The sequence below is a fragment of the Wolbachia pipientis genome, from assembly GCF_001752665.1.
Classification (GTDB): domain Bacteria; phylum Pseudomonadota; class Alphaproteobacteria; order Rickettsiales; family Anaplasmataceae; genus Wolbachia; species Wolbachia pipientis_A.
Map to the genome: position 1 here is coordinate 16499 of NZ_MJMG01000009.1, position 22019 is coordinate 38517.

16 protein-coding genes and 3 pseudogenes are annotated in these 22019 nt (G+C 30.7%); 11 read left to right on the top strand and 8 right to left on the bottom strand.

The window, feature by feature from the left end:
• A pseudogene (locus BIY23_RS03895) lies at window positions 1-412 on the bottom strand (cell division protein FtsZ); the annotation flags it as partial.
• 194 nt (window positions 413-606) lie between these two features.
• A complete protein-coding gene (gene truA / locus BIY23_RS03900) occupies window positions 607-1344 on the bottom strand; it encodes a tRNA pseudouridine(38-40) synthase TruA (RefSeq protein ID WP_070065225.1) in 738 nt (245 codons plus the stop codon).
• 62 nt (window positions 1345-1406) lie between these two features.
• Between truA and recA the strand changes: the two genes are divergently transcribed.
• The 7 genes from recA (at window position 1407) to lipB (ending at window position 7229) form a co-directional block, all read left to right on the top strand.
• Window positions 1407-2465, top strand: coding sequence for a recombinase RecA (recA, locus tag BIY23_RS03905; protein ID WP_070065226.1), 1059 nt, complete (start codon window positions 1407-1409; stop codon window positions 2463-2465).
• Window positions 2465-2758 carry a BolA family protein gene (locus tag BIY23_RS03910; protein ID WP_070065227.1) on the top strand — a complete coding sequence of 98 codons (294 nt, stop codon included), beginning with the start codon at window positions 2465-2467 and terminating at the stop codon, window positions 2756-2758. The genes recA and BIY23_RS03910 overlap by 1 nt, the downstream gene beginning before the upstream one ends.
• Window positions 2733-3908, top strand: a complete 1176-nt coding sequence (locus tag BIY23_RS03915) for a trans-sulfuration enzyme family protein (protein WP_070065268.1) — start codon at window positions 2733-2735, stop codon at window positions 3906-3908. The genes BIY23_RS03910 and BIY23_RS03915 overlap by 26 nt, the downstream gene beginning before the upstream one ends.
• Window positions 3905-5305 carry a Mur ligase family protein gene (locus tag BIY23_RS03920; protein ID WP_070065228.1) on the top strand — a complete coding sequence of 467 codons (1401 nt, stop codon included), beginning with the start codon at window positions 3905-3907 and terminating at the stop codon, window positions 5303-5305. The genes BIY23_RS03915 and BIY23_RS03920 overlap by 4 nt, the downstream gene beginning before the upstream one ends.
• Before the next feature lie 28 nt (window positions 5306-5333).
• Window positions 5334-5663, top strand: coding sequence for a DUF721 domain-containing protein (locus tag BIY23_RS03925; protein ID WP_070065229.1), 330 nt, complete (start codon window positions 5334-5336; stop codon window positions 5661-5663).
• A gap of 154 nt (window positions 5664-5817) precedes the next feature.
• On the top strand, window positions 5818-6606 hold the full coding sequence (locus BIY23_RS03930) for a succinate dehydrogenase iron-sulfur subunit (protein WP_070065230.1): 789 nt from the start codon (window positions 5818-5820) through the stop codon (window positions 6604-6606).
• 8 nt (window positions 6607-6614) lie between these two features.
• Window positions 6615-7229 carry a lipoyl(octanoyl) transferase LipB gene (lipB, locus tag BIY23_RS03935; RefSeq protein WP_081326560.1) on the top strand — a complete coding sequence of 205 codons (615 nt, stop codon included), beginning with the start codon at window positions 6615-6617 and terminating at the stop codon, window positions 7227-7229.
• Window positions 7230-7505: 276 nt separating this feature from the next.
• On the opposite strand, the pseudogene BIY23_RS05555 reads toward lipB, so the two are convergent.
• Together BIY23_RS05555 and BIY23_RS05705 are read right to left on the bottom strand one after the other, a co-directional pair.
• Window positions 7506-7619: pseudogene (locus BIY23_RS05555) on the bottom strand (IS630-like element ISWpi11 family transposase); the annotation flags it as partial.
• A 326-nt stretch (window positions 7620-7945) separates the two neighbouring features.
• Window positions 7946-8621, bottom strand: a pseudogene (locus tag BIY23_RS05705) (transposase).
• Between the two features lie 223 nt (window positions 8622-8844).
• On the opposite strand from BIY23_RS05705, the gene BIY23_RS03940 reads away from it, so the two are divergent.
• Together BIY23_RS03940 and BIY23_RS03945 are read left to right on the top strand one after the other, a co-directional pair.
• The gene (locus tag BIY23_RS03940; protein ID WP_070065232.1) at window positions 8845-13728 is read left to right on the top strand and encodes a tetratricopeptide repeat protein; all 4884 of its coding nucleotides are present in this window, start codon (window positions 8845-8847) and stop codon (window positions 13726-13728) included.
• Window positions 13729-13807: 79 nt separating this feature from the next.
• Entirely contained in the window at window positions 13808-14680 is an 873-nt protein-coding gene (locus BIY23_RS03945) for a hypothetical protein (protein ID WP_070065233.1), read from the top strand.
• An 80-nt stretch (window positions 14681-14760) separates the two neighbouring features.
• Here the strand turns inward: BIY23_RS03945 and BIY23_RS03950 are convergent, their stop codons facing one another.
• Together BIY23_RS03950 and BIY23_RS05565 are read right to left on the bottom strand one after the other, a co-directional pair.
• Window positions 14761-15291 carry a hypothetical protein gene (locus BIY23_RS03950; RefSeq protein ID WP_148115225.1) on the bottom strand — a complete coding sequence of 177 codons (531 nt, stop codon included), beginning with the start codon at window positions 15289-15291 and terminating at the stop codon, window positions 14761-14763.
• A gap of 87 nt (window positions 15292-15378) precedes the next feature.
• Entirely contained in the window at window positions 15379-15501 is a 123-nt protein-coding gene (locus tag BIY23_RS05565) for a hypothetical protein (protein ID WP_261722520.1), read from the bottom strand.
• Between the two features lie 106 nt (window positions 15502-15607).
• On the opposite strand from BIY23_RS05565, the gene bamD reads away from it, so the two are divergent.
• Together bamD and BIY23_RS03960 are read left to right on the top strand one after the other, a co-directional pair.
• Window positions 15608-16297, top strand: a complete 690-nt coding sequence (gene bamD / locus BIY23_RS03955) for an outer membrane protein assembly factor BamD (protein WP_390903706.1) — start codon at window positions 15608-15610, stop codon at window positions 16295-16297.
• Window positions 16298-18703: a PD-(D/E)XK nuclease family protein gene (locus BIY23_RS03960; RefSeq protein ID WP_070065235.1), complete on the top strand. Its 2406-nt coding sequence runs from the start codon at window positions 16298-16300 to the stop codon at window positions 18701-18703.
• Here the strand turns inward: BIY23_RS03960 and BIY23_RS03965 are convergent.
• Window positions 18700-21492 (bottom strand): YhdP family protein, encoded by a 2793-nt coding sequence (locus BIY23_RS03965; protein WP_315940527.1) that lies wholly within the window; start codon window positions 21490-21492, stop codon window positions 18700-18702. The genes BIY23_RS03960 and BIY23_RS03965 overlap by 4 nt on opposite strands.
• A 37-nt stretch (window positions 21493-21529) precedes the next feature.
• Window positions 21530-21970, bottom strand: coding sequence for a ribonuclease HI (gene rnhA / locus BIY23_RS03970; protein ID WP_070065236.1), 441 nt, complete (start codon window positions 21968-21970; stop codon window positions 21530-21532).
• Window positions 21971-22019: the final 49 nt, after the last annotated feature.

Genomic DNA, 22019 nt, shown 5'->3' on the forward strand with positions numbered 1-22019 from the left:
CCTTTGATGCTTTATCTCTTACTGCAGCCTTTATTTCTCTTGCAGCTTTAGCAATGACAGGTGCCGCTCCCGTTCCTGTGCCACCACCCATTCCAGCTGTGATAAAGAGCATATGACTATCTTTTATATGCTCCATGATTTCATCAATTGATTCTTCTGCTGCACCCTTACCAACATCTGGTAAAGCACCTGCACCTAAACCTTTAGTTAAATTAATACCAAGCTGAATTTTCTTATTACATAAAGATTTATCTAACGCTTGTGCATCAGTATTTGCAACAACAAAATTTACCCCTTGTAGATTAGATTGAATCATGTTATTCACAGCATTTCCACCTGCACCACCTACTCCTACAACAGTAATTCTAGGATGTAGTATGGGTAACTCTGGTAAATTAAGATTGATCGACATTCAAATAAAATTCACTTGACAATAAACTACTACTTTTTCAATAATAAGCAAATACTTTTTACTACTCTATATTTTGCCTATTTTAAAATATATACTATAATGTAGCATAAAGCAATAAAAAAAACACAGAACATGTTAAAAGCTACGAGATCTTCAAGAAAGTTCTGAGAAATATATGGATCGGGCTAGAATTTTTAATAATCTATACCTACCAAGTATAGGCCATGGGCCGGTGCTGTAATACCAGCATAGTTTCGCTCACAGTGAGTTAATATTTTTAACATTTGGTTTGGATCAATACTATTTCTTCCAAATTCAACTAGTGTACCTATAATAATCCTGACTTGGTTATGCAGAAAAGAAAGAGCTGATATTCTAATATAGAGATGATCTTTATTCTGTATAATCTCAATATTATCGATTGTTTTGACTGGATTTTTGGATTGGCAATATTTTGAGCGGAAACTTGAAAAATTATGTTTGCCAAGCAGATATTTTGCAGCTTCACACATAATCTCTACATTAAGTGGTTTAAATATTTGCCATACATATCCTGCCTCTAGCACTACTGGAGCATAGCGATTAATGATTCTATATTCATAATGTCTTTTTTTAGCTGAGAATCGCGCATGAAACGTCTCATTAACAATTTCAGCATTAATAATTGCTATATCAGTTGATTTTAGATGATAATTTGTGGCATTTCTTATTCTATAAGGTTCAACTGCTTGTTGTATATCAAAATGCGCAACTTGTCCTAAAGCATGCACTCCTGCATCTGTCCTACCACCACAATATAATACGATTTTCTCACCTGTAAAGTTAAAGACAGCATTTTCTATTGTTTCTTGGATTGAATATATAGAATACTTCTGTTTTTGCCAACCTAAGAATTTACTACCATTATATTCTATAGTGATCTTATATCTCATAAAATCATTGCAGCATTAATAATTTAGGGTATCATAATAATATCAGTATTTTTAAATAAATCATGGTAGATTTAGTAGATAATAAACAAAAAGCGTTAGATAATGCAATCAGCCAAATTGAAAAGGCTTTTGGCAAAGGCGCAATAATGAAACTCAAACAAAATCCAGTAGAAAAAATAGATACGATATCTACAGGATCTATCGCTCTTGATTTTGCATTAGGCGTAGGTGGTCTACCTAAAGGACGTATCATTGAGATATTTGGTCCTGAAAGTTCTGGTAAGACTACACTTGCTTTACATGTAATTGCTGAAGCTCAAAGGAATGGAGGAGCATGTGCATTTATTGATGCTGAGCATGCATTAGATGTGTTATATGCTCGTAAGCTAGGCGTTAGTACTGATGATCTTGTGATTTCACAGCCAGATACCGGAGAACAGGCGTTACATATAGTTGAATATTTGGTCTGCTCTGGTGCAGTTGATGTAATAGTTGTTGATTCTGTAGCTGCCTTGACACCAAGAGCTGAAATTGAAGGCGATATGGGTGAGCAGCATATGGGACTACAAGCAAGGCTTTTAAGTCATGGATTGCGTAAATTAACTTCTGCTGTATCAAAAGCAAATTGTATATTAATATTTATTAATCAAATACGTATGAAAATAGGGGTAGTTTATGGGAATCCAGAAACTACTACAGGTGGAAATGCTTTAAAATTTTACACCTCTATCCGGCTTGATATCAGAAAGACTAGCACTATAAAAGATAAAGAGAATATTACAGGAAATGAAACAAGAGTAAAAGTTGTAAAAAATAAGGTTGCACCTCCATTTAGAGAGGCAAAATTCGATATTATGTATAATGAAGGAATATCAAAACTTGGTGAGATAATAGATATGGGTGTAAAGTTTGGTATTGTTGAAAAATCTGGTGCTTATTATTCATATAATAACGTACGTCTTGGGCAGGGAAAAGAAAATGTAAAGAATTACCTTAGAACGAATCGAGAGGTTGCATCTGAAATAGAAATAAAAATTAGGGAAGCGCTAAGTAACCATAATAATTTTACTATTACTATGGATGATACTGAAGAAGATAAACTTAAAGAAGCAATTTTCTAATGGATCTCATTAAAGTAATAAAAGAACGAATATATAACTCTATCAATGTAATAGATGTTGATCTTATTGATGAATCAAGAAGTCATGCAAGCCACTATTCTACCACAGTGTTGCCATCACATATTCAATTAATGATAGTGTCCGATGATTTTATCGGTATGAATTCTATCAAAAGGCATAGACTAATTTATAAATTATTAGAAAATGAAATAAAGCTCCTACATGCAGTTTCGCTTTGTTTATATACCAAAGATGAGTACAATCAACCTGAAACAGAAATCTTTATTAGTTAAAGCTGGCAGAAATTTTAAAAATTATAATGGCTCAATGAATCCACCTGTGTACCATTCATCAACCATATTATTCCCTACTTATATGGACTACTTAAGTGCTGCAAATGGTAACAGTATATATGATGTTACCCATGATGGCATTACACGAGATTATAGTTATAATAGCGTTGGATCCCCTACCCTTCACTATTTTGCAAATGCGCTTGCTGAAATCGAAGGCAGAGGTCATGCACTTATCTATCCTTCTGGGTTATGTGCTCTCACCTTTACTATTTTAATCTTCAGTAAATCTGGCTCTCATGTTTTAATTCAGGATAATAGCTATTATCGTCTTAAGAGATTTGCTAAGAATGAGTGTCCTAAAAGAGGAATAGATGTAACTTTTTATGATCCAACACAGAGTATAGCTCGTCTTATTCGTGATAATACTTCATTGATAATGATTGAAACTCCTGGTTCTGTAACATTTGAGATTTCCGATATAGAGCATATAGTTAAAATTGCTAAAATGCATAATATTATTACTGTTTGTGACAATTCGTGGTCTACACCACTACTGTTTAAGCCATTAAATCATGGCATTGATGTTGCATTGTACTCAGTAACGAAATATCTATCTGGTCATTCAGATTTATTAATGGGTGCTATAATTGCTGAAGGTGATACTTTTAACTTAATGTATGAAAATCACAAATATTATGGAATAACAGCACAATCATACGATTGTTATCTTGCACATCGTGGATTGAGAACACTTTATATACGCATGACACAGCATCAAAAAACAGCAATGCAGCTAGCAAAATTTCTTGAGACACATCACAAGGTTAATAGAGTGTTGTATCCCGCATTAACTTCACATCCTCAACATGAATTATGGAAAAAATATTTCAAGGGAGCAAGTAGTGTATTTAGTATCATACTTGATAGACAATATTCAGATGAAGAATTAAGTAATATGGTCGATCATATGAAGGTTTTTGCTATCGGTGCATCGTGGGGTGGATGTGATAGTTTGATATTACCATTAACTTATGAAAGATCTATAATGAAGCCTGATCATGTAGGAAGTTGTATAAGGATATCTTGCGGACTAGAAGACCCAGTAGACTTAATAGAAGATTTAAATACTGCATTAACAAGAATATGAAACTAAAAGAACTATTATATAATATTATTGATACGGACTTTGATATAGAGATTGAAGGTGTTACATGTAATCCAAGAAGAATTCGGGCAAACTTTCTTTTTGTCTGTATCGACATGAAGTGTTTAAATAGAATTACAGAATTACCTGTTGCAACCATTATTAGTCAGCAAGATATATTTATGGAAACACTTGTAATTTTCCATCCGCACCCTCAAAGAATATATAGTGAAGTGGTCAGTAGATTTTATCGATTCAAGCAACCTAAGTATATTGCAGCTGTAACAGGTAGTAGTGGCAAGACTTCTGTAGTAGAATTTTGCCGTCAAATATGGCAAAGTGCAGGATATAATGCAGCATCTATTGGAAGCCTTGGAACACGTTTTAATGATAAAATAATAACTCATACAAATGATCTCACAACTCCTGATCCATATGATCTTTATTCTAAGTTGCATGATATTAACAATAACAATATAGATAATATAGCAGTGGAAGCTACAAGCCATGGTATTGATCAATATAGAATTCATGGATTAAAGCTTAGTGTTGCAGCTTTTACTAACTTGTTACATGATCATTTGGATCATCACGGTAGTATTGATAATTATTTTACAATAAAACAGAGGCTGTTTTACGAGATATTACCTGAAGGAGGAAAAGTAATATTAAATAGTGATATAGAGCAATATAATATATTATTTAATATAGCAAAAGAACGTGCAAACAAGATAATTACATATGGTCAAAAAGATTCTGACATTACATTATTGGAACAAATACCAACCCAGGATGGTCAATATATAAAAATCAAAAAAGGTGATAGGATTTATGATACATTTTTCCCAGTTTTTGGAAAATTTCAAGCATATAATTTATTATGTGCAATAGGTATGTCTGGGGTAGATCTTATGGATATATGTGTAAAAAAATTGTATCCTCCTCCAGGTAGAATGGAAAAGGTAGATGAGTTAGTCTTTGTAGATTATGCACATCATGCTGGTGCATTAAAGCAAGCCTTATTATCATTAAAGTGGCATTTTAAAAAAAAGGTAGTGCTAGTATTTGGATGCGCAGGAAATCGTGATAAAACAAAACGCCCACAGATGGGACTGGTTGCACAAAAATATGCAGATAAAGTAATAGTCACAGATGATAATCCACGTAATGAAGATCCAGGACAAATCCGTAGTGAAGTATTATTCAGCTGTCCTGGTGCATGGGAAATTGGAGATAGGAAGAAAGCGATAAAAAAAGGAATAGAAATTGCTTATGATGAAGGCATGATGCTTTTAATTACAGGCAAAGGCAATGAACAAACTCAATCAATAGGTAGTAAAACTGTGGAGTTCAAAGATGGATCTATTGTTAAACTATTAAAAAGTTCTCACTTTTCATAATATTCAAAATTTAAATTGGTAATGTTTTATGTTGAAATATAGTGGACCAAAGCAGTTAAAGTCTTTAATGGAGAATTATCTATTACAATGTGTAAAAAATAAGATGACCAGAAATGAAATACGTCTTATTTTGCATTGGGATAACATAGTTGGCAAAGAAATAGCAGAATATACAAAACCACAGAAAATTTCATATACACAAAATGCAAATGTTGGTATACTACATTTGATTGTCACAAATGGCAGCAAAGCGTTAGAGATTCAACACATGATATCTTTTATAATAGAAAAGATCACAATATTTTATGGATATAAGGCAATATATGATATAAGAATCAAACAAGTTCCTCTCTGTTAGAGAGGAACATTCCTCACTATTATTCGCTTAATATTATTATGGAAAATAATGATTAACTTTATATTAAAGTTAATTTTTTCATACCCACAGAGAAAAATGTAGTAAAACAACATAAATATGTTATGTTAAAATGTTATGGAATAAAAAGTAAAATATGGTGCAGTTTTCTTTACCACAACACTCAAAAGTTAACAAAAGGGGTAAGACTTATCCTGTACCTGCCGGAGCAAAAAATATTAGAAGGTTTAAGATTTATCGTTGGTCTCCAGATGATGCAAAAAATCCAAGAATAGATACATTTTTTATAGATATAGATAATTGTGGCCCTATGGTACTTGATGTATTAATCACAATCAAAGATGAAATGGATTCAAGCTTAACTTTTAGGCGTTCATGCAGAGAAGGAATATGTGGGTCATGTGCAATGAATATTGATGGTACAAATACTCTTGCGTGTACTAAGTCGATACATGATATAAAGGGTGATGTTAAAGTATATCCATTGCCTCATATGTATGTAATAAAAGATTTAGTTCCTGATCTAAGCAATTTTTATGAACAATATAAAAAAATCAAACCATGGTTACAAGTCGATAAATCTGCAGTACCGAATAAAGAATATAAACAATCTATAGAAGACAGAGAAAAATTAGATGGTCTTTACGACTGTATATTGTGTGCTTGCTGTTCAACAAGCTGTCCAAGTTATTGGTGGAATGGCGATAAATATTTAGGTCCAGCAACATTATTACAAGCATATAGATGGATTATTGACAGCCGCGATAATAAAACAGCTGAACGTCTTGACGCACTTAATGATCCATTTAAGCTATATCGTTGTCATACAATAATGAATTGTACAAACACTTGCCCTAAAGGTCTTGACCCAGCAAAAGCTATAATAAAAATAAAACAACTTATGGTTGACATGGTAAGAGACTGAAGAATAATATTGAATGGATTATATCTCACCACCCCATTGAGTATAATCAAGCTATAAAATTTATGGAAGCAAGAGTAGAGTTAATTCATAAAGATTTAGCACATGAGCTAATATGGTTACTCGAACATCCTGCTATATATACTGCAGGTATAAGCGCATTGGATAATGAAGTGATAGATGCATTATTTCCTATCTATAAGACTTGTAGAGGAGGTAAATATACGTATCATGGTCCTGGACAACGTATTATATATTTAATGCTTAATTTACGGGCAAGAAATCAACAGAACGTCAGAACATATATCAAAAATTTGAGTAACTTGATAATCAATGTTTTAAAACATTTCAATATACTAGGAGAATTTCGAGAAGATAGGATAGGTATTTGGGTAAATAATAACGGGATAGAAGAAAAAATTGCAGCTTTTGGGGTACGTTTAAGAAAGTGGATCACGTACCACGGTATTGCTCTTAATGTCAATCCAGATCTTTCTAATTACAAGGGTATTGTGCCATGCGGATTGCAGAATTATGGTGTTACATCTATGGATACACTTGGAGTAAACGTTACACTTTCTGATTTAGATATTGTAATTAGACAGGAGTTTTATAGGATTTTCTGATAAATTCATTATAGATTGTGTCTTGAAAGTCAGGCTAGGAGTTTACATAAGAAATGTCCTAATCATTGCCAAAAATAAAAAGGAGTCTCTAGTCTCACAAAGGATCTTTATCGATAACGGCTCATCCAGACAAAAATACGTTCAAACCACCCAGCGTTGAGGCAATACTTTAAAGCCAATCGAGCTGTCTATTCCACGATCTTGAAGGTATAGCACATTTCATGATAGATCATAAAAAAGCAGAATCAATAGCTTGTCGAGAAGATGTGAACAGAGCTTTTGCGAAATGTTTATAGTTTGACAGCTTACATCTCTCCAAAGTTTTGCCATTGCTGATAAAGTCTTTCCTCCATGTTCTTTAGCAAATTCAGTAAACGCATCCCGATCAGTTTTAAACCTCTGTAGCTACCATCTCTCTGCTTTCTCCTTCATCTACTAACAGCTTCCATTGCCTTCTTCCTGACTATATGCTGCTTGCATCTAACCCTACTGAATATATATCTTCTGACTATTAAAGAAAGGGCCATAACTCTTCAGGTTAGAGCAGTATATCTCCCTTTCCCCTCTATAGATCTTTTGCGAAACAGAAAATTATTGCAAAAGCGTAAAAAATGTGTCTTTTTGATAAAATTTTTCTTGTTTTAAAAGCTATTACAGAGATACCTTAATGGTTTTGGTAATACTTTTGGACTCCAGAAAATCTTCTAAGAATCTGTTCATAATCTTTTGAGAAGTAAAACAGCAAAAGCTAAAACAACCATTTGCAGGCTAGTGTTGAGCTGTTTCTCGCAGTTTTTCCACAATCGTCCAAAGGAGCGTTCCACAACCCATCTTGTTGGCAGCACAACAAAAGAATGCAGTTTCAACAGTTGCACCAATCATCTCTTTTATCTTAGTTGCAAAATTCTCTCCCTGAGTCAACTCTTGATCTCCAAAAGGTTTTCTCTTTCATCATTTCTATAGTACCGCTCCGATCGTCTGTTGTCACGTAAATTACATGCCTTGCGTATCTACTGCAATATGGCGCTTTACCTTTTTCATACCCTTTCTCTTTAGCAGTATCTCTGTGTTTGACACTTTGTGCATCAATTATGCAGAAGCTGGTTTTTTCTTTCCGACCATTGTTTCGTCGAACCTCGCCAACTATTTTTCTAGCTCTAGAATACTTTCTTTATTTGTGTTCTGTCCACTGCTTGAAATAATCATAACAACTTTGGAAATTCTTTCGGTAATATTCCCCATTGGCAACCACTTTTCAAAACATACAACACTCCACAAAATACATCCCACATTCCTTGATTTTGTCTTCTTTCAATAAGACCCAAGCTCTGGCAATATGATTGCGCACTGCTCTTTACTTACATCGCTTGGACTTATATTCTTTTTATACATTATATCTATTTCATATTTACCTTTTCTTTTAGATCGCATACAGGTTCTAACAGGATTATTGCCATGGATCTCACATTATAAATGCTTCCATTGAAAAATTTTTACTTTTTTATTTAATTAAGATATTGATATATAATTATAGTTTTGTATTATAGTACTTAATACTACAGTAGTTTCCTATATCAGAAAACAACTAGTTTACATTAGTGCAGCTGTAGTACATATGTGGTTTTTAGTAAGTGAGAAACAAATGCAAGATCAACCAGGTACAAGTGAACAATCTAAAGTGCAAAGTGGAAGCAAAGCACTTTTGCCACATGGAAATATTGAAGTGGATACAACTACAGAACCAGAAGTTAAGGTTGAAGTATTTTCACCAAGCAGCGATAGAATATACGATATAGCATGGATGGAAAAGTCACTCAATAAATATTTGACAATGTTGTCGAATGATGTAGAGGCGTATGTTAAGCATAATACAAATATTGCAGATGATACATTTAAGTATTTTAATGACTCTCAGGAATTTGACAGTGAAAAATATCTTACAGCAGCTACTAAGTTTCCTCTGAATTCGATAGCGGACTTACTATTGACCTGTAGATTGAAAGATGCACAAGTCAATAGCAAGGTTCCTGTAGTGCATGCATTCTTTCAAGAAGAACGTATAGATAAAGTTGGTACTAATACTGATAGCAATTTGAAATATGTAATTGAAAACGCTTATAACACTTCATATCAACAAGAAGATAGATTGATCGTATTTCTTGGTATGAATATACCTAGTTTCGCTCATGCTATATGTCTTGATATAGATTTATATAAGAAAAAAGCTGTTATTTATGATAGTTCACAAGACTTATTTATTGAACAACAATCTGGGATAATAGGGTTACGTAAATATTTATCAGAATTAGGTTATCAGCATCATACTGCAAAACATCCTATCTGTATACAACAGTCCGGTAGCTGTGTAAACGTGACAATTGAAATGATTGTGCATTTGTTATGTGGTACTCCTATAACGAATGAAGCTGACATACTTGCTTACCATTTGAACCTAGCAAGTGAGTTAAAAACTCTTAAGGATGTTATCATGAATGCATTTAAGACACACATATTAGATCATAAATACGAATCAGGTCCTGATGTATTTCGAAACATAAGAGGAGAATATAAAGTACAAGGAGGTATATTACACTTTTTGACAGCTTATGCATTATCTATGCATCCTGATCACAAAGGTAAGATCAAGAATCAAGGTACACTCTTATCTCTTTTGGTAAAGGCATACTCTACCTCAAGTAGAAGCTATTTAATGTGTTTAAATATGTTAATGACTGATACTGAAAAACGTCTTTCAAATGGGCTAGACTGCATTAATAAAATGGAAAACAGAGGGATGCATTCATTGGATGAAGTAGACATTGACATTGATAATTTTCAAGTATTAATTTTTTTGGCAGAAGTCTATTTACAAAAACACCATTATAAACAAGCAATTGCCTTTATAGATCGGTATATCACAATCCATGTACGAGATTACCCTGAAAATGTGGACAATGATGCATTCATTTTAAAAATGAGGTGTTATATAGGTATGGGTGAATATCATTCTGCATATACCATATTTCTAGAATTAAATCTAAATGATCTGCGAGAAGCACATAAAAATAAATTTTGTACCATTATAAGCAAGTTAATCAAAGAGTTTACAAGTCTCTCAGAACATGAAAAGGTAATGGAGTTATTTGAAAAATGTCAATCTCATATAGTGCAAAATGATGATATTTATAAAATTATAGCACTGATGCAGAGCAGCCTAAGTTTAGAGAAAAAGGAAGAATTGATAACTACCTACAATAAAAAAGCAACACGTAAAGTAGAAATATTAACTAGAGATAATTATGCTACCCAAGCACAAGGTTTGGTTAATAATCAAGATTTGGTTAATAATATTTACTGTATAAAAGGTTACCGCAATATAGTAATATTAACTACAGAAGCATGTATGATTGAAAATATAGGTATACCAAAGATAACACAGTTATATTATCTTCATGAGTGCTTATACGGTAATAGTATTGTTGATAAGGAGAGTTTAGTTCTACGCTTATCAAGAAAATATTATGAATGCAGTATTGGTACAAATATTCAAATTCAATCCGTTATAGAGGACGAGTTGAGAAAAATCGGAGAGAGCTTAGAAGATGAATGCAATATTGGTGCAAATATTCAAACTCAACCCTTTAGAGAGGACGAGTTTAGCAGAATCACAGAGAGCTTAGAAGATGAATGCAGTGTGGGTGCAAATATTCAAATTCAATCCTTTATAGAGGACGAGTTTAGCAGAATCACAGAGAGCTTAAAAAAAGCATTGCGTGAAATACGGCATTCTATATGTAGTAAAGATAATGATGCTTATGAAGCATTAACAAAACATATTTGTGGTGTAACAAAATCTCCCATGAATGACAGGATTTTTATAAAGTTTGAATACTTTCTAGATAGTCGAAAAGATGCTACAGCAGTAAATTCTTTTGAAAAACTTACTGATGATATATGTATAGCTAATTCATATGAATATGTATTAATTAATTATTTTATAGCATTACACCATGCATCTAATATAATAAATTCTTTGGATGATATTACAAATGTACTATTAGCTCAGCACAATACATCAAAAGTTACTCAAGTAACAACAGATGATGAAAATATTTTATTAAATGTTTTATTAAATGAGGGCCTAGTATGGATTGGTGAAAGTACTAATTTCACTAATATAGATGAAGCTTATATTAAAAAATTAATTGAAGAATCACCAGATGATTCTGTTGCTTTCCTTAAAGCTTATTTTAACAATATGCAAATTGTCATTGATAGTAAATTCCCTTACCTAAAACATCAGGCTTATTTATGTACAGGAAAAATACTTGAGTTAATATACCGATCTATGATAACCCGTATAGGAAATATACTTGAGCCAATATACGAATCTATAATGACAGATAAAGATGATCCATTTCGTAAGCAGCAGCTTTTAAATACTAATAAATTTCGTAAGCAGCAGCTTTCAAGTGCTAATAAATTGTTAAACAACATGCTGAGAGATTGTAGTATGTATTTTAATAAAGCAAAAGAAATATATCCTAATATAGCATCAAGTTATTTGTACCTTGCTATTTTATATCAGCATGCACACACTTATATTGCAGAACTCTATATTAAAGATTCTTCTTCAATAACTAACACTATCTGCAGTCTAGATTATCTAAAACACAGCATTTTAATGCAGTTTCAATCAGTGTCTTTTCTTGAACCAGGTAGAAGTGACTATGTAATACATATTCGTGATAATAATATGTCTGCATATAGTAAGGATTTGGTATCATTAAAGCATCATGAAAAAAGTAATGATACTTCCACTCTTTCTATCATAAATAGCATTAAAGTCATATTGGGAACTAAGTTGTCATTAGCCGATTTTATTGAAGTAAATGAATGTAACAGGCTTTTTCTAAGCAGTATACTTGCGACTATAAGAAAGCTGTACAAGAAAGCTCTGCTATATTTGGATGATGCTATTCTTATTAATGATAATTTTTTACCAGAGTCTCGTCTACTTAAGACATATATTATATGCATGATTCATAGTAAGAATGGTATCATAGAAATTGATAACAGGCAAAAGCTGCGTAAACAAGTAGAAGATTGTATTTCAAAGATTGATACTAGAGAAGTTTATGATTTGCAAAATATGATGCAAGATATGTCTCACTTACATTTTGAGTACAAGAAAATGTTGAAATCTTTTTATACAATAAAAGGTAATTTTTTGAGAGATAACATCAACGTATTTGATATAGATGACCTTATTATCAATGCATTCCTGTATTTATATCCATCCAAATCCTCTTTTAAGAATAAAATAGATTATAATTATAGCAAATTAGGGTTACAAGGGGAGATATATGAGTTCTTACAGTCTGCGAGACAAAATCTGTTATCGATATTTTATCTAGCAGACTATAAAGAATATATAACTCAATATAAACGCAGAATAGCCCAGAGTTTAACAACTTTTGAAGCATTTAATCAGTACGCAAAATTTATTAATTCTTATATTCATTCTGTATGTGCAGAACACAACTATACGGTAGCACTTGCAACATGTAGAGAGTTATTACAAAACTACATAGCACAGGAGCAAAGAAAAGTCAGCTCATTAAAGATGCTTCTCTTATTTAATATGTGTTTGCTTTCTATTCAGTGTAATCAAAACAGCCCGAACAACAAGGTGGTTGTTGATGCTGACATTGCTCAAGATTATATCCGCGAGTACAATCAAGCAAGATCTCGATCAACAAGTGTAAAAACGAGAATAGTAGGTCATATTAGTCATTTCATATTACATCATTCTTCTCCTGCGTTACTCAACAGTTCTGGTCAAAATTACATTTACGCATTAGCTAATACCAATACTATAGGTATTAATGATAAGAAAAACTTACATATTCAATATTGTGATATTGAAATGTATCTATGCTATTTAATATTGATTAAGTTTTATCACTATAGCGTTAGCAAAGCATCAGTAAACGATAGATTACAAAAATTTGTATCACAGTTTATGGAGTGTGGTCTTGATATTAATCGCATAGGTTCTTTATCTGGGGATGTAGAATCAGAGCTAAGATTCTTATTGGATAATATTCTTGCAGCACAACTAAATAATATGAGATATAGTAATTATACGTATTACAGAACCATTTTACTGTATATTCAAAATAATATAAGTCCAAATTCTAAGGATCATCAAACAATATCTGATATTCTATTGATTGATATTTCTCAAACACCACAAGGAGATACACCAAATGCGACACCTGTAAAGATATCTTCGCCTCAATTGAGTTTTACTCCTGTTAAGGCTAATAAATCAGGGAAAAAAGATCAAGGGTCAACTTCTACGACTAAGAGAACATCAGATGTGAATGTATTGAAATTGTTATCTAATGAGTCTCAATCTCCTAGTACTTCTTTAGGATCACCAAACCCAGAAGCTGCAAAAAGAGCAAGAGTGAATAGTAGTGAGAGACAGTGAAATATATGTTTAATGTTTACTAAAAAATTGATATAGTGAATATATCAATTTTAAGAACATAAGAACAAGAGATACAATTATGCGTTTATTTAATCAGTTTCTAGAGTTTGTAAATAATCTGCCAGAGAAATTAGGAATAAAACAACCAGTAAGATCAATAAATCTTGAAATGGCACCAATAAATATAAAACCAATAGAACTAGATTTCAGTACTGAGTTCATTATTTCCGTTCTTAAATCTTTTGAAAAAAAGAAGATACAACAAGAATGTACTAAATTGTTTGATAAGTTTTTAAGTTGTGAAGAATCCTTGACAATTAGCTATGATCTAAATAACTTATTATACACAGGACATTTTCTAAAACCAAAGTTGCATACATCTATGCATACATCTATCAGTAAAGATGATCTTAAGAAGTGTTTTATACATATGTTTACAAAAGTACAAGAATATACGGTAAATGTAGACAACACAAAATATGTATATGAGCACTGTATGTTTATGTTCAAACGGGAATTTCTTTTAAGGTTACATAAAAATAATGTTTATCCTTTCTACATAAGACAATGTAATGTGGGTACTACTGCAGATCCTATATTTAATGGATTACCAACACTTATAAGTATTACAATTATAAATAGTAGTGACATCAAGGCTCTAGATCGCTTATTGATAGCTCTTTTCAGTCTCCCTTTATTTTATAAAATAGATAGTATAATTGCACAAGCTAGTAGAGATTTTACTGATGTAACAACTGATAGTATAACACTTTTCAAGTTGCAGGATGATCGTATTAGATGGTATCAATGTGGGTTTGTACCAAAGCACACACTTGATAAGGTAGAGCATTTAATATTAAATGAGCAATACAAAACACGAAATGAAAAACCTTGTAATAAAATGGATGATGCTGAAGTAAGTTGTGTTGCAGGCTGCTCAAAGTTTCTATAAATAGCAGAATCCAATTTTGTGCTCTACTCAGCTATTTATGTTACAACCAAGCCTTGCTAGGAAATATGTAATGCATGGATTTATATTTTACCAGAATTAAGCTCTTTCAACAACTTTACTCCCTCATCAGTTAGCTTAATACATGCCTCAATCTCTCTCATTTCACTTTCTCGTTCTTCTATACTAAATTGTATAATCTCTTTGGAATATCCATTTTTCTTACTTATAAGCTCTGTTTGCAATTTCCTTATTTGATACTTTAATTCATCAACTCTTTCATATTTTGCTAAAAGTCCAATCATACTATTTACTTGTGCGCACAATTCTTTTTCTACTATCTTTTCCAAAATTAGAGAGAGTAACAACATATCTATTTGATAATCTATTTCAGTTTGTACTCTAAATAGCTCTATTAACCCATATAGAGATTTTTCATTAATTCTTGCATAATTGAGAAAATTGTAAAACTTTAACTTCTTTTTTAGATAATTTTCCATATCCTTTTCAAGATTTGGCTTCAGTTTATCATATAACTCTAATAGTATAACTACCAATTCCTTCAAGGATTCTAAATTTATCTCTTTAGGATCATAAGGTAATAACACTATCAATAGATGCTTAATTCACTCTACATCATTTGATTTTATTGCCTAATAAAGTGCTTTGCTTCTGTCTTCCTTTACATCGTATAATTCTGATTAATCACAAATGTTAAATATATAATTTATCAACTTTTCATTACCTTCTGTAGAATAAACCACTATTTTTAGCTCTCTAAATGGATGATTGATATCAAATTCTTTTAAGAGTTCGTGATCCATGGTTTTTTCTATTATAACCGCTATTTTACTTAACTTTTTTAGTTCAGCTATACTATCTAAATATTTCTATTGGTTTAAACAATATTTGGATTATAATTTAGTTTTAATGCGTGTACAAAATAAAATGCGTAAAATTACATATTTTTTTATCCTGGTAATGATTGCAATACAGTTGTATGCAATACAAAAAAATGATTCTGACCTATATGATACAGCAGTGCAACTTTTTAATCAAGAGAAGTATAAACAGGCTATTAGAATTGCACAATCAATTGAAGATCTATACCCTCTTTCCTATTGTGCAATGCAAGCAAAATTACTAGTTAGTATTGCTAGATATAATATGGGAGAATATAGTAATGCTGCAAATGAGCTGGATGAATATATATTTACTTACCCAAATAGTGAAGATCTAGAATATGCATTCTATTTAAGAATATTAGCCTATTACATGAAGATTAATAAAGTAAAACTTGAACAATCTGCTGCTTACAAAACTTTAGAATTAGCTACAGAATATATAAATTTTTTCCCAAACGGTGAATATATAGAAGATATAACAAATAAAGTTAAATTAGTCACAGAACATATAGCAGCAAAAGAGTGTTCAATAGGTCAGTTTTACTTCAAACGCGGCGAGTACTTAGCAGCGATAAAGCGCTTCCAAAATATATTAGAAAATTATAAAGATTCCATCTATTTATCTCAATCTATTAAATATCTTGTTGGGTCTTATTCGGCACTGGGACTTGACCTAGAAGCTGAGCAATATACTAAACTCCTGCCATTAGAATGAATGGGCAAACTCTTTTCTATTGATATAGATGAGTCTATTTTTAATGTACTAGCACAATATATATTATCTAAATATAGTGAAAAAGAAATATCTGCATTAAAAATAATACTTCCCCATAAACGAGATGTAACGGCACTACTCGGTGCATTTACAATTGGAAAGTGCATGATTCTACCAGAAATTACTTCACTAGAACATATTGATGAAGAAGAGTTAATGCAGAATTCAGATAGAGTACAAGTACTGACCCCAGAAAATGAAACACTTTTATTAATTGAATTCATATTAAAGTGGAACAAAGAAAATAACGATAATTATCCAATAGATTTAGCATATAGTATTGCACCGCTGCTTAATATATCAGAGCCAATAAAGCATTTAGAAAAGATAGAGAATTTCATAGAGTTACTAATCAACACATGGGGTAGTACTTTAAAAAACTTGGGCATGGTAAGTAGATTAGAACATACAAGGTATTATATAAATAATATAATACTTTCATTGCGTGATACTCAACATATTATTTTTGTTGGAATTGAAAAGAACGAAATACATCAATCTCTGATCAAAGCAATATATAATCTACCATATGGTATTGTGATTTTACCAAATTTAAATTTTAAAATCTCAGAGAAAAATTGGCAATCACTGCATAAAAAACATTATCAATATATCATAAAAAACCTGTTAGATGATATGAATATCAGCAGAGATGAAATTACACATTTAGGTAAACAATCTGATAAAATCATTGATTATATTTTTGATACAACAAGTCAATTAAATGTCCAGAAGTGTGTTCATAATCATATTGAAATTATAACCTGCCACTCTGTAGAAGAGGAAGCAGAATCAATTGCATCGATTATAAAAAATAAAGGATATGATAATGTGTCATTACTTATCGATAATCCACTACTTGCAATCCGTATAACATGTTTATTAAAACAATATGATATAACAAATTATTCATATATAACTCTCTTGCTCTATAGTATTGAATTACTCACTTCAAACTGGAATAGTGTAGCACTACTTTCACTACTTAAGCATCACTTGATAGAATTTAGATATACACAAGAGAAGTATTTTGAAATTTTGACAGAATTCGAAATAGAAATATTACGTAATTTCAATATTAATGGTTTTAAGAATATTATAGACACTATCAACAAGCATAAAAAAATAAAATATCAAAAAGATATATTAATTATTCTCAATAGGTTACAGACCATTCTAGATCCTTTACTTCATATGGTAAATCGCCCTATTTTTGAAATAGTTACAACACATTTACAATGTTTTTCTTGCCTACCTTGCATTGGTATCATTACAGATTTTGTTAATGCATGTAAAAATACAAAAATTAAGTGCTCGCTAGAATTATATAGTAAAATTCTTAATCTATTTTTTCAAAAACACTTTGTCTCTACATCTACAATAGAAAATAACTTTAGTTTATATAAAACCAAAGTTATGGTATTTGCAGATTTAAATTGCTTACAAGAAGAACAAAATTATTTTTTATATAATTTGTTTTGTGCAAACAAAGTATACATTGTAAGGTTGTCTAATCAGCGAAAATCTCTTTTACTAAAGCGTATAGAAATATTTTATAAGGAAAAGACATACAACTATAAAAATATAGTTACAAATATCATGCCTTGTACACAACCTATACCTAAACCTGGGGTTCAAGTTAGAATGGAAAAAATGCAACTAATATCTTGCAGTGCATTAGAAAAATTAATTCGTAACCCTTATACATTTTACATTGAATATATACTCAATATTAGAAAGCTTAAAGATCTAAATGCTAAGTTATCTAAATTAGAATTTAGCACTATTATGCATAAGATTTTTGAAAAGCATTCTTTTGATATTTCGCAAGAAGAATGCTTATCTAACTTTTCAAGCATGTGGTGGATAAGGTTACAAAAAATTATTCAATCCTTTATTAAAACTAGTAATACTAGAAGCCAACATATTGAAACTGAAAAAAGTTTTTCTTTGAAAATTTCCAAGGAGATTTCTCTAGTGATAAAATGTGACAGAATTGAACACTTAGCAGATAATAATTTAGCAATTATAGATTATAAATTAGGTATACCTCCGTCTCAAAGTGAAGTTATGCCTATACAATTAATTCTACAGGCACTAGCAGTGGAATCTAGTACTAAAAAGAAAATTTCAGAACTTGCCTATTGGAAATGCGATTATGATCAAGCAAAAATCGTTCCTCTGATAGGTTATAGAGAAAAAATGCAAGAATTTCAGGATATTTTGCCACAGTTCTTATCTCATTATTTAAGTGCTGATACTCCTTTTACTGCATCACCATATTTAGACAAATTTCTCAGATTTAATGACTATACACACTTGGAGAGAATAAAAGAATGGCTTTAGTGTGCTTTTTTATATTTTTTATTCACTTTGGTCATTATATGATCAAAAATTCCTAAAACTCTTTTAAATAAATTTGGAGTGGCTGAAGTAATAAAATTCACCGATGTAGTGTTGTTTTTATCATCTCCACTTGCTTTGTAGTCTAGAGCAATAACACCCCTGCTTCTTCCACCAGTAAGAATCTTACCGAAAATAGGTATGTTAGAAATAAGCTTATTTATAAAATATAATGGTACTATTTCTCCTGTAATTTGGAACCTAGAATTGTTAATATTGAACGCACCGTGGGCAGTAATATATAGTTCTGTAGCAGTTAAACTAGATTTTTCAATCTCAACAATATTATTACTATATGAAAAAGGGATATTACATATATCAAAATAAATACCTTCATTATTGAGAGTATTAACAATTCCTACAAAGGAAGACATAGAAAGTAGTTTAGTAAGCAAAGGTGCATCTTTAACATAAAAACTACTAATCGATGCCATGCCATAGCGTTTATTATTTTCCATCTGAGTGGATAAATAAAAAGATATTCTACCATGTTTTACCGATTTACTGATACCTAAAGAACGCAAAAACATCCCTGCATTGTCTGCATAAACTTCAAGACCTATATCGGTATATTCCGCAAGAATATTACTATCATCTTGTAAAAACCGTCCAATAAATTTACTACCACTACAATCAGTATGTGTGCATGATAAATCTAATTTTGCATCACGAATAATAATATTTTCTTGCATAATTACATTATCAACATACATACTAACTTTTATATTATTTTCCGAGATACTATCGTTATTGTTAATGATATAACTTAATATATCACTTATATTGATCGTATTGCCATAAATAGTTAGCGTGTTTTGATTCCTGCTTAATTCAATAGTCATATTAAAGTCATTACCAGGTAACTGGAATGTATTTGAACTTAAATATAAATGCTCATTTTCCTGCTTTCCACTTAAACTGATATTTATGTTATCCCCTGCGATATGCAACTTTTCTAATAATAGTTTATTATCATTATGCAATTCTGCAGAAAATGTCAAACTTTCCATATTACCTTTCCACCCTAAATAACTTGAGTTGAATATTAGTTTTGATAAATCTATATTGCCATTGATAACTCCAGTATTATCTGAATTTATTGATGATCCTATATCTAGGTTTACATGGCCATCTATATCAATATAATTTTTATTAATATAATTTTTGATAATTTGAGCAGGTAAATTTCCATTAAATTTAAAAATACTATTGTTATTCTGTTTTTTAAAATCAAATGTCACTTTTTCATCCTCACTTACACCATTGAATGCGATAAAATTCTTCCCAAACTTAAGGTTAAGATCATAGTTACCAATATCTGTATTATATACAGTTAAATTATCTATTTTTGAATGTAAATCACCTAAAAAATCAACTTTTTTACCATGAACATTTAAATTCAAAATTTGAAAATCAAATTGAGATTTTGCAGCACCACTAATTTTGTCTTTTTCAACTTTAATAATCTTATTTAATTTGGTTGCATATAAGGCATAAGCATCACTTACTGCTTGACCATGAATATTTAATACTGCATTTTCTTTATTAAGTGAATCCATTTTAACCTCACCATCTATAGTAAAATCCTGAAATTCAGCACTGTTTACAATAATTTTAAGATTATTATTTTTGAATTCCAGAGCACCATTTAAATTTTTTACCTGCTCAAAGTCAGCATCAAATTTTATACATGCATCTTCTATATCAGCAACTGTTGTAAAAGAATTATGATTTCTTACATTACCATCAAAATTGATTACCATATTTAATATATCTCCGCTGACATTATTGCAATACCATGCGCGTAATTCATCATTTATTATATTATTTGGAATGTAAACACATAAATCCTGAACAGAGAATTTACTGATATTCACTCTTAATAGCCCTTGATCTGTGTTAATATTCATTTTACCACTAACAGAAGTATATATGTCATTGACTTTAAAGTGGAAATTTTTTATATCAATAATGTTATTCTCGTATGTGAAAGTTATGTTTACGTTATTTAACGTTGTTGGCACATCTTGCTCAACACTTAATATGCGTACTTTTCCTGCTAAAATTTCATTGTTCTTATTAATTTTCAATGACAAATTACCTTGTAATCCTGCATCTTGAATTAATTTATTATCCTGAACAAACTTGTCTAGCCTCAAGTCATCAAATGTGCCGTACACATTTAAAAGATTATTATAATTTTCTACCGTTATAGACAAGTCTTTCAAAATTCTACTCTTATTGTTTGTATACATACATATGGTGAGAACTTCCTTTTTATTGATATCTAGTTTATCAATATAATATTCGTTTTCTCCATCCTGATTGATAATTATGTTATTGACTTCAATTCTTGATTTTTCATCTAAATTATGAAATAATTGCCATATTGGTTTCAACAAATCTTGCCTGGTTATTGCAGTTTTTTGTCTGTCTTTTATGTGTATATATACATCATTTGTCAAAAGATGAAATAAATCTGTTTTTGTTTTTAGTAGAGAACTTAATTTAAAGTAGATCGAGAGTTTGGGAATACGTACAGTAAAATTAGGATTATCTATTATTAAATCTGTAATATTAAAACATGAATTTTCATTACTCTTATGCCAAATAAATTCACTATCTTTTATACTGATATCTGAAGAATCAACTATTTTTAAAATTTTATTTTTTACATAAAAATTAATATAATTAGCATTGAATTCTACTGTATCCTTATCTTTTAAGTACAAAAAAAAAATATTAGCAAAAAAACTATCAATAATAGTATTATAATTTTTTTACGCATACTTTTCTTGCTAAATTATCAGCTACTGTATTATATGTATCACCATTGTGAGATTTAACCCACTGCCAATTAATGACATGTTGAGATGCAATGTTATCTAATTCTTGCCATAATTCTATATTTTTTACAGGTTGTTTATTACGTGTTTTCCACCCGTTCACTTTCCACCGGTTAATCCATTCTGTAATACCTTTTTTAACGTATAAGCTATCTGTATATAAATTAACGTTACACGGTACTTTTAATGCTTTTAATCCATTAATTACTGCCATTAACTCCATCTTATTATTTGTTGTACTAATTTCACTACCAGAAATATCTTTTCTATAATTTTGAAATAAAATAACTGCTGCCCATCCTCCAATACCAGGATTACCAGAACATGCTCCATCAGTATATATTGATACCTCCTTTCTGTTCATGTATTTAATATATTTTTAATCATTGAAACATAATTAAAGTATACCATAT

What these genes read in the sequence shown, in the direction of transcription:
- BIY23_RS03930 (WP_070065230.1), top strand. Translation starts at nt 5,818, where the DNA reads ATGGTGCAGTTTTCTTTACCACAACACTCAAAAGTTAACAAAAGGGGT.
- BIY23_RS05565 (WP_261722520.1), bottom strand. Translation starts at nt 15,501, where the DNA reads ATGGATCACGAACTCTTAAAAGAATTTGATATCAATCATCCATTTAGA.
- BIY23_RS03945 (WP_070065233.1), top strand. Translation starts at nt 13,808, where the DNA reads ATGCGTTTATTTAATCAGTTTCTAGAGTTTGTAAATAATCTGCCAGAG.
- truA (WP_070065225.1), bottom strand. Translation starts at nt 1,344, where the DNA reads ATGAGATATAAGATCACTATAGAATATAATGGTAGTAAATTCTTAGGT.
- bamD (WP_390903706.1), top strand. Translation starts at nt 15,608, where the DNA reads ATGCGTGTACAAAATAAAATGCGTAAAATTACATATTTTTTTATCCTG.
- BIY23_RS03910 (WP_070065227.1), top strand. Translation starts at nt 2,465, where the DNA reads ATGGATCTCATTAAAGTAATAAAAGAACGAATATATAACTCTATCAAT.
- recA (WP_070065226.1), top strand. Translation starts at nt 1,407, where the DNA reads ATGGTAGATTTAGTAGATAATAAACAAAAAGCGTTAGATAATGCAATC.
- BIY23_RS03960 (WP_070065235.1), top strand. Translation starts at nt 16,298, where the DNA reads ATGGGCAAACTCTTTTCTATTGATATAGATGAGTCTATTTTTAATGTA.
- BIY23_RS03925 (WP_070065229.1), top strand. Translation starts at nt 5,334, where the DNA reads ATGTTGAAATATAGTGGACCAAAGCAGTTAAAGTCTTTAATGGAGAAT.
- BIY23_RS03920 (WP_070065228.1), top strand. Translation starts at nt 3,905, where the DNA reads ATGAAACTAAAAGAACTATTATATAATATTATTGATACGGACTTTGAT.
- rnhA (WP_070065236.1), bottom strand. Translation starts at nt 21,970, where the DNA reads ATGAACAGAAAGGAGGTATCAATATATACTGATGGAGCATGTTCTGGT.
- BIY23_RS03940 (WP_070065232.1), top strand. Translation starts at nt 8,845, where the DNA reads ATGTGGTTTTTAGTAAGTGAGAAACAAATGCAAGATCAACCAGGTACA.